The organism is Nonomuraea antri (genome assembly GCF_013283785.1).
Taxonomy (GTDB): Bacteria; Actinomycetota; Actinomycetes; order Streptosporangiales; family Streptosporangiaceae; genus Nonomuraea; species Nonomuraea antri.
In genome coordinates this window covers 1-9,451 of the sequence record NZ_JABCPZ010000329.1, presented here as the reverse complement: position 1 = coordinate 9,451, position 9,451 = coordinate 1, and the positions used below count along the sequence as shown (strand labels likewise).

At 72.8% G+C, this 9,451-nt stretch carries 3 protein-coding genes; all 3 read left to right on the top strand.

What is annotated here, in order from left to right; all coding sequences use genetic code 11:
• Window positions 1–25: 25 nt before the first annotated feature.
• Window positions 26–6,886, top strand: a complete 6,861-nt coding sequence (locus HII36_RS50850) for a Tc toxin subunit A-related protein (protein WP_217370986.1) — start codon at window positions 26–28, stop codon at window positions 6,884–6,886.
• A gap of 18 nt (window positions 6,887–6,904) precedes the next feature.
• Window positions 6,905–8,398 (top strand): hypothetical protein, encoded by a 1,494-nt coding sequence (locus tag HII36_RS50845; protein WP_173530608.1) that lies wholly within the window; start codon window positions 6,905–6,907, stop codon window positions 8,396–8,398.
• Window positions 8,399–8,476: 78 nt separating this feature from the next.
• The coding region (locus HII36_RS50840; RefSeq protein ID WP_173530607.1) for a DUF2207 domain-containing protein at window positions 8,477–9,451 on the top strand (975 nt) is incomplete at its 3' end.

Sequence of the window (9,451 nt, the reverse complement as noted above, 5' to 3'; positions counted from 1 at the left end):
GGGTTCGGTGGAGGGGCTGGGCCGGGTGAGCGGCCCGGTCCGGCCGCGGCTGCTGCGCGAGGTGCCCGAGCGGTTCCGCACCGGCCTGGACGCGGTCCTGCGCGGCACCGACGGCGTCACCTACGTGTTCAAGGGCGACTCCTGCTACGACACGCTCGTCGATCGCGAGTACCCGATCGCCGAGGCGTGGGGCAGGCCGCGCGGGCTGGGCGCCGTCGAGGCCGGGTTCACCGGGCGCGACCGGCGCACGTACCTGTTCAGCGGCGACAGCTACACGGTGGACGGCGGCCGGCCGCGTGACATCGCGGCGGCGTGGGGCGGGCTGACCAGCGTCGCGATCGCCTACGTCTGGCGTGAGGCGACCTACCTGTTCGAGCGGCCCGACGAGAACGGGTCCATGCGGTACGTGGTCTACTCGGGCCGCGACTACGAGACGCCCGATCCCGGATATCCCCAGGTCACCGACGCGTCGTTCTGGAACGCCGACGAGCAGCCGCGGGCCGTGCTGCCGGTGGGCGACACGCTGGTGCTGCTGTCCGGGCTGACGTACACGCTGCCCGACGGGTCGGCGCCGCAGCCGCTCGGCCGGCTGTGGCGGGGCTTCGAGGGCACGCTGACCAGCGCGTACGTCGGCGGCGACGGCGCGACCCACTTCTGCTTCGGCGAGCGGTACCGGCGGTACGCCGACGGCGCGTTCGGCCCGCTCACCGACCCGGCCAGGGAGTCGTTCGGCCGGGTGGACGCGGCGTTCACCTGGGCCGGGCGCACGTACCTGATCAGCGGCGACCGGTACGCGCGGTACTCGACGCAGGAGTACGCCCACGCCGACCCCGGCTATCCCAAGCCGCTGGCCAGGAACTTCCGCAAGGAGTTCCCCGGCCTGGCCGAGTCGTTCGAGGACGCGATCGCCGCCGGGGTGGACGCGGCGGTGACCGGGCGGCGCAGCCTGTACCTGTTCGCGGGCGGTCGCTGCCACGTGGTCTCGGCCGGCCGGGAGGCGGTGCTGGACACCGCGTTCGGCACCGGCCACGAGGCCGGGTACGAGGCCGCCTACACCGACCTGGCCGGCCGCACCAGGCCGCTCGGCCGCGGGCTGGACGCCGCGCTGGTCGTCGGCGAGCGCACCTACCTGCTGTCCGGCGACCGCTACAGCCGCTACACCGGCAACGAGTACGTCCGCCAGGACGCGGGCTACCCGCGGGCGATCTTCCCCTGGCTGGCCGACGACCTCGGACTGCCCGCGCAGCTGCCCGAGGAGTTCCGCGACGGCGTGGACGCGGGTTTCGCCGGCCACGGCATCCACCTGTTCGCCGGCGGGCGCCACCTGCGGGCCGACGCGCCGGGCACGCCGCCGCCGGTGTGGGGCCGGGTGCGCACCGCGTTCGACGGCCCGGTGGACGCCGTGGTGTCCGTCGGCGACGAGGTGTTCGCCTTCCGCCGCGACCAGTACGTCCGCTACACGGTCGAGCAGGACGACGCGGCACGGGAGACCACGCCGGAGACGGCGACGCCGGGGACCACCGCCCTGGGCCTGGCCGACCCGGGCTTCCCGCGCACGATCAAGGACGACTGGGGCGCGGTGCCGCCCGAGTTCGAGCGCGGCGTGGACGCGGCGTTCACCCTGGCCGGTCGGTTGTACCTGGTGCGCGGCCGCGAGTACGTCAGCGACGCCGGGCTGGTGCGCCCGATCGCCGAGGGCTTCGCCGACGCCGCCGACCACCGGCTGGCCGACCTGTTCACGATCATCAGGTTCGCCGCGCTCGGCCACGGCGCGGCCGACGCGCTGACCGCCGCGGACGAGGACCCGTACCGGACGATGGCGGCGCTGTTCGGCTGGGACGCGGCCGAGCTGCGGTGGGCGCAGCGCACACTGCGGTCGGAGTCGGACATGGGCTTCGTGCTGGCCGCGCGCGAGCTGTTCGCGCTGGCGGGCAAGGCGAAGGTGCCGCCGTCCGGGCTGCCGGGGCTGGCCGGCGAGCGTGACCGGGTGCTGCGGCGTGACGCGCTGCTGTCGGTGGTGCTGGCGGACGATCCGGCCCTGGCGGACTCCACCGACCTGTTCGACCGGCAGCTCATCGACGTCGACATGGGCGGCCAGGGCGTCACCTCGCGGATCCGTGAGGCGATCGCCGCCGTGCAGCTCTACCTGCACCGTTGCCTGCTGGACCTGGAGCGGGCCCCGGCACTGGCCGACCCGGAGCGGCGGGCGCGGCTGCGCCGCTGGTGGTCGTGGATGAAGAACTACCGGGTGTGGGAGGCCAACAGGAAGGTCTACCTGTATCCGGAGAACTACCTGCGTCCCGAGCTGCGCGACACCAAGACGCCCGGCTTCGCCGACCTGGAGAGCGACCTGCTGCAGAGCGGCGTCACCACCGCCACCGCGCAGCGCGCCTACAAGCGCTACCTGGACGAGTACACCGAGGTGTCCAGGCTGGAGATCGCCGGCGGCTACGTGGCCGCCGCCGAGGCGGGCGCGCGCGACCTGGTCCTGTTCGGCCGCACGCGCAGCGATCCGCGCCGCTACTACTGCCGCACCGCCACCTTCAGGGACGGCGACAAGCTGTCGGCCACCTGGCGTCCCTGGCAGCAGGTGGACGTGCGCATCGACGCCGACCGGGTCCAGCCCGTCCGGGCCTTCGACCGGACGTTCGTGTTCTGGGCCGTGGCCGAGGACCTGCCGCCCGCGCAGAGCGGCAGCACGACCATCGCGATCGTCGAGTCCGGCACCAGCCAGCAGGTGACCGCGCCGATGCGGCACGCGGTGAAGATCTACTTCTCGTACGTGAACCTCAACCAGGAGTGGGTGCCCGCGCAGCTGCTGGCCACCGGCGGGGCGACGAACAACGAGATCCTCGGTGTCACCCTCGCGGTGCGGCCGGGCCCGCTGCCCGGCGGCGGCGACCACCAGGCGATCATCACCTCGTACGTGGCCAGGACCTCGGGCGGCGAGATGGGCGCGTCGTTCGCGCTCACCCCCGAGCTGTACACCGTCCCGGTGCCGGGGATCGCCGTGCAGCCGCCCACCGGCGACGTCACGACGATCTTCGACGAGGAGGAGGACGGGATCGACCCGGCGTCGGTGATCTGGTTCAACCGGCCGGCCGGCTTCGGGATCGGCGAGGGCGCCTGGTTCAGCGTGGACCACAAGGGCGGCAGCTTCCTGTGCCGGCCGATCATGCCCGCCGAGGCGGAGCCCGTCGCGCCGGCGCCGATCAAGGGGGCCACCGGGCTGCCCAACTGGGTCCGGGTGGACGCCGCGTTCGCGCTGCCCGACGGCACGCGTTACTTCTTCAACAACACCCGCGGCGGCCGGTTCACCCGGATGGCGGCGGGGTCGAACACCCCCGAGAGCCCCGAGTACATCTCCTGGTACTTCGGGCTGACCGAGCCGCTGCGGCCCGACCCGTCACGGCCGCGCCGGGGCCGGCCGATCCCCGACACCGAGCCGGACGCCGCGGAGACGCCGGCGCGCGGCTGGCCGCGACCGGGGCGGCACGACCCGCCCTCGCAGGCGGGCGCGTCGTCCGGCGGCCCCGGCTGGACGTCGGTGAACTCGGCGTGGGTCGCCGACGGCAAGTACCTGTTCATCACCAGCGGCGCCCTGCTCGCCCGCTACACGCTGGGCCCCGGCCACAGCATCCCCGAGGTGGTCGACGAGGGCTACCCGCAGCCGATCACCCGCACGATCGACGCCGTCTTCCGCGGCTACGCGATCAGCGGCGAGGAGTACGCCAGAGTCGGCGAGTGGTCGTGGCGGCCGCTGGCCGGCAACTGGGGCGGGCTGCCCGCCGGGATCACCGGCGCCCTGGAGACCGCCGACGACGTGTACTTCTTCCTCGGCGACCAGTTCGCCGCCTACCCCAAGGGCGGCGCCATCCCGCGTCCTTACGAGTACACCGAGGTGCCGCACGACATCGTCCGGCTGACCACCAGCACGGCGTACAAGCTGAACCAGCGGCTGCTGGCCGGCGGGGTGCCCGCGCTGCTGGACACCGCCACCCAGGAGACCGACGAGCTGCCCGCCTTCGACACCGGGCACTCCGACGCCGTCACCATCAGGGTCCGCGCCGAGCGGGTCAAGGAGGAGTGGCTGCCCGGCCGTTCCCACCTGGACTTCACCAGCGCGAACGGCATCTACTACTGGGAGATCTTCTGCCACGCGCCGCTGCTGATCGCGCAGGCGCTCAACGCCGCGCAGCGCTTCGACGAGGCGCGGACCTGGTACGAGTACGTCTTCGACCCCACGCGGCCCGGCCGTCCGTGGCGGTTCCTGCCCTTCCTCGGCGCCGACCCGGCCGCGCTGGCCGGCGCGCTGCGCACGCACGGCGACCCCGCGCTCGGCGACGCGATCGCGCTGCTCGACTCGCTCGTGCCGGTCTTCCGCGGCGGCGCGCCGCTCACCGACGAGCACCGCAGGGACCTGGCCGCGCTGGCCGCCCTGCCGCCCGGCGAGGAGCTCGCGATCGCGATGGAGCTCCCCCGCCTGTACGACGTGACCGGCGACGTGGACAGCCTGCGCGCGGCCTACCGGGACGACCCGTTCGACCCTCACGCGATCGCGGCGCTGCGGCCGGTGGCCTACCGGCGCGCGGTGGTCGCCGGGTACATCGACAACCTGCTCGACTGGGGCGACCAGCTCTACCGGCGCTACACCCCGGAGAGCGTGGACGAGGCGCGCATGTTGTACATCTTCGCCTTCGACCTGCTCGGACGGCGTCCGGCGGGGCCGGGGCCGATGCCGCTCGGCGCGAGCATGAGCTTCGCCGAGCTGGAGAAGGTCTCGGCCGCCGACGAGCTGTTCGGCGAGCTGGCCCGGGTGCACGCCAGCACCGGGCACCCGTACTTCTTCACGCCGGTCAACGCCATGCTGCTGGGCTACTGGGACCTGGTCACCGACCGGCTCACCAAGATCAGGGCGTCGCTGGACATCCTGGGCATCAGCCGGCCGCTGCCCCTGTTCGAGCCGCCCATCGACCCGATGACGCTGGTCGCGGGCGCGTACGCGGGGCAGCTCGACGGCGTGGCCGCCACGCCGGCCGCCGAGGTGCCGCAACACCGGTTCACCTTCCTGCTGCGCCGGGCGCAGGAGCTCACCGAGCGCGTCTGCCAGTTCGGCGCGACCCTGCTCGACGTGCTGGAACGCGGCGACGCCGAAGCGCTCGGCCTGCTGCAGTCCGGCCAGGAGACGGCGATACTCGAGCTCACCCGCGTGCTCAAGGAGGCGCAGGTCACCGAGGCCGAGGAGAGCCTGGCCGCGCTGCGTGCCGGGCTGGCCGGGGCGCACGGCCGCATGACCCATCTCCAGCAGGTCATCGACGCCGGCACCACGCCGCTGCAGGCCGCCCAGCTCGCCATGCTGGCCGCCGCCTCGACCGCGCACCTGACCTCCAGCGGGCTGCGGCTCGGCGCGTCCTTCGCGCACGGCGCGCCGCAGATCCTGGCCGGCCCGTTCATCATGGGCACGATGGCCGGCGGCGACGAGATCGGCGACGCCCTGGACAGCGCCGCCGGGGTGGCCGAGTCGCTCGGCGAGGGGCTGTCGGTCATGGGCGAGCTGCTCGGCGCGCGGGCCGAGCAGGAGCGGGCCATGCAGGACACCCGGCTGCAGCTGGCCGTCGCCACCAACGAGGCCGCCCAGATCGAGCACCAGGTCACCGGCGCCGAGGCGCGGCTGGCCGGCGCCCGGCGCGAACTGGACATCCTGCACCGGCAGATCGCGAACCAGGAGGCGGTGACGGCGTTCCTGCGCGAGAAGTTCACCGGCGCCGAGCTGTACCAGTGGATGTCGGGCCGGCTGGCCGGGCTGTACTTCCAGACCTACGGGATGGCGGCCGACCTGGCGCGCGCCGCAGAACGCGCCTACCAGTACGAGCGCGGCGCCACCGACAGCGTGATCACCGCCGCGCACTGGGACGGCCGGCGTAAGGGCCTGCTCGCCGGGCAGCTCCTCGCGCACGACCTGGACCGGCTGGGTCAGGCGTACACGGCCAGGGACGGACGCCGGCTGGAGATCACCCGGCAGATCTCGCTGCTGGAGCTGGACCCGGTGGCGCTGCTCACGCTGCGCACGACCGGCGGCTGCGAGTTCGCGCTCAGCGAGGACTTCTTCGACCGCGACTTCCCCGGCCACTACCGCCGCCAGATCCGCACGGTCGCCGTCTCGTTCGTCGCCGCGGACGGCGCGACGCTGCCGCTCAACGCCACGCTCGCCCAGGTCACGCACCACACGGTGCTCTCACCCGACCCGAAGGGCGTGCAGTACCTGCTGGCGCCGACCGGCACGCCGCCGACCAGCGTGCGCACCGACTGGCGGGCCGGGCGGCAGATCGCGCTGTCGCAGCCGGGCGAGGGCTGGGAGAACAACGGCCTGTTCGAGCTGCGCTACGACGACGACCGCTACCTGCCGTTCGAGGGCACCGGCGCGGTCTCCACCTGGCGGCTCACGCTGCCCGGCGCGCGTTCCGCCGGCCGCGCCGCCGACCTGTACGACGCCAGGATCACCCTGCGGTACGAGGCCGACCACGGCGGCGAGACGTTCGCGGCCGGGGTGCGAGGGCTGCTGCAGCCGTACGACGCGGCCCGGTTCATCGACGTCGCGGAGGAGTTCCCGGCGGAGTGGGCGTCGTTCACCGAGGTACTGACCATCCCGCTGTCGCCCGCACTGCTGCCCGACCTGTACACCCCGCAGATCACCGGCATCTTCGCGGTCTACGACATGGACCCGCCCGGTGACGCGCGGTTCGCCGTGCACGGCAACCCGCTGGCCGACGGCCGCCTGCTCCCCACCCCTGGGCTGCCCGCCACCGCTCCGCTGGCGCTCACCTTCACCGGAGACCGCGCCACGCTGCGCGGCCTGCGACTCGCCCTCCTCTACCGCGCCCGCTGACCAGGACGGACCACGACCATGAAGAGAAAAGGCAAGTCGGCGTCCGGGCCGAACAAGAAGCCGAACCAGGGCCAGTCCGACGGCCTGGCCGGCGGCCAGTCCGGCGGGCTGGCCGGCGGGCTGTCCGGCAACCGCGTCACGGGCGGCACCCAGACGACCGGCACCCCGCCACCGCGCCCGATCCAGATCACGGCGGGCGACACGCCGGTCATCGACAACAGCCCGCTCACCAAGCCCAAGAAGACGGCGTCGTTCCTGGCCCCGCCCATCACCACGACGAGCACCGACCCGGGCGAGCTGGTCCAGTCCCTCGCCGCCGAGCTCATGGCGGAATCGGATGAAGGGTCGGGGACGTTCGAGGTCGCGCAGGTGATGAGCGCCCTCGTCAAGACGGCCGCCACCCAGCAGATGAAGCAGATCCCCACCGACCAGCTGGTCCTCATGGCGAAGATCGTCCGCGGGAAGCAGGTGCACGACATCGAGGATCCCGACGACCGGATCACGACGCTCATCAGCGGGGTCCGCGACTTCCTCGTCGAGAGGCGTCCGGCGGTCGCCGCCTACGTGCTGCGAGGGGGCAAGCAGCAGGCCGGGGAGAAGGTCTCCGCCCAGCAGCAGGCCACCGACACCGCCGCCTGGCTGAGCAAGGTCATGCCCATCCTCACCGATGACGGCTTCAACGACGGCCAGCAGCTGATCCGGATGCGGGACAGCATCGACAAACTGCTCGCCGCGATCGCCGGTGGGAAGGCCAAGGCCGAATGGCCGGAACTGCGCGGCTACATCTTCCAGATCAACCACACCATGGCCGCGCACAGCAGATACCAGCTCAAGAACGTCGAATCCGGGTACATCGCCCCGGAATCAGACAATTTGAGGTTCGTGGACAGCGTCGAGCTGGTGTTCCCCCCTGGCGAACAGGACCCGTCGCTCTGTTTCTGCGAATACAAGGGGTACGGCACGGAGCAGAATCCGACCCCCGAATTCATGTCCAGCTTCCAGGGACAGCTCGACGACTACGTCAGCGAGCTGCTGGCCTCGGATCAGCCCCTGCACCTGCGCTACGCCTTCCCCGGCGCGGCTCCCGACTGGGTGCACGCCAAGCTGCGCGGCGCCGCGGAACAATTGGGGGCCAAGGGGAGGCGGCTGTTCCTCGTCGAGGGGAAGAGCCTCAGAACCGTCGGCAAGGAGAAGGAGCTCTTCACCAAGTCCAACAAGCCGCCCAAGCCGCCCCAGTCGACCACTCCGGACAGCGACGTCGTCACGAACACCGACGAGGCCGCGACCGTCCGCTCGCCCGTGATGCGGACCCTGTCGGCGCCCGGGGTCGTGGTCAAGGGGAAGACGGCCTCGGGCGGGAAGAACCAGAAGAAGGTGAAGGAGAAGGAGAAACCGGTACCCGTGAAGGGCCAGTTGACCTCCTACTTCCAGGTCGTGCGCACCCCGACCAAGGCCGCCACGGGAGGCGCGCGGCCGGGCAGCTCGACCAACCCCGACACCAAACCGCTGTAACTCGACGATGTCCCCCCTTCATGCCGAATGGGTGGATGTGGGTGCGGATACCGGGCGGCGGCTGTAACGCTGAGGCGCGTGACGCACGCAACCTTGACGCCCCCGGTGCTGGCGCTGGTGCTGGGCCTGGGCACGCTGATCACGCCCGGGGCCGCACCGGCCGCGGAGCCGGCGGCGTACACGCTGCCCGAGACCGTCGTGCGGGCCACCGTCGCGGCCGACGGCTCGGTGCGCGTGGACGAGGACCACGTCTTCCGTTTCGCGCGGGCCGGGCACGGCGCGTACGTGGACGTGCCGCAACTCGACGGAGCCGAGGTCACGGACGTGACGGTGACCGAGGGCGAGACGGCCTACCGGCGCAGCGGCACGCCCGAGCTGGGCGTGGACCGGCCGGCGGACACGTACGCGGACGACGCGTGCATGAACGGGGCGCGCCGGGTCGTCTGGTATTTCGCCGCCGAGCCGGAGACGACGCGCACGTTCCGGGTGTCGTACACGCTCAAGCGGGCGGTCTCCGTGCACGATCGGCACGCCTTCCTGCACCTGCCGGTGTGGGGCAGCGGCTGGCAGCAGGAGCTCGGCCTGCTGCGGGTGTCGGTGCGGCTGCCGCGCAAGGCCAAGGGCGGCAATGACAAGGGCGGCAAGGAGGAGTACCGGGCCTACGGCCGGGGCTTCCGCGCGGCGCTGACGCGCGACCGGGGCGGCGCCGGCGGCTCCGTCAAGAACGTGGCCGCGGGTCAGGCCGTCTCGCTCGACCTGGCCTTCCCCGCCGCCCAGCTCACCGGGGCCGACGACGACGCGGTGGTGCGGCGGGAGGGCTCGGGCGCGGCGGCGCTGGCGAAGCTGAGGAAGAAGGTCCCGGCGGCGGGCACGACCGCGCCCTGCGTGATGGCGGCGAGCCTGCCGACGTTCGCCTACGACGGCGACACCTACAGCTCCGGCGGCGGCTCGCGGTCGAACGGGGACCCGTGGTGGATCCTGTGGCTGGGGCTGCTCCTCGTGCTGGTGGTGGCCGGGATGCTGGGCAAGGGCATGAGCCGGGAGGGCGGGGGC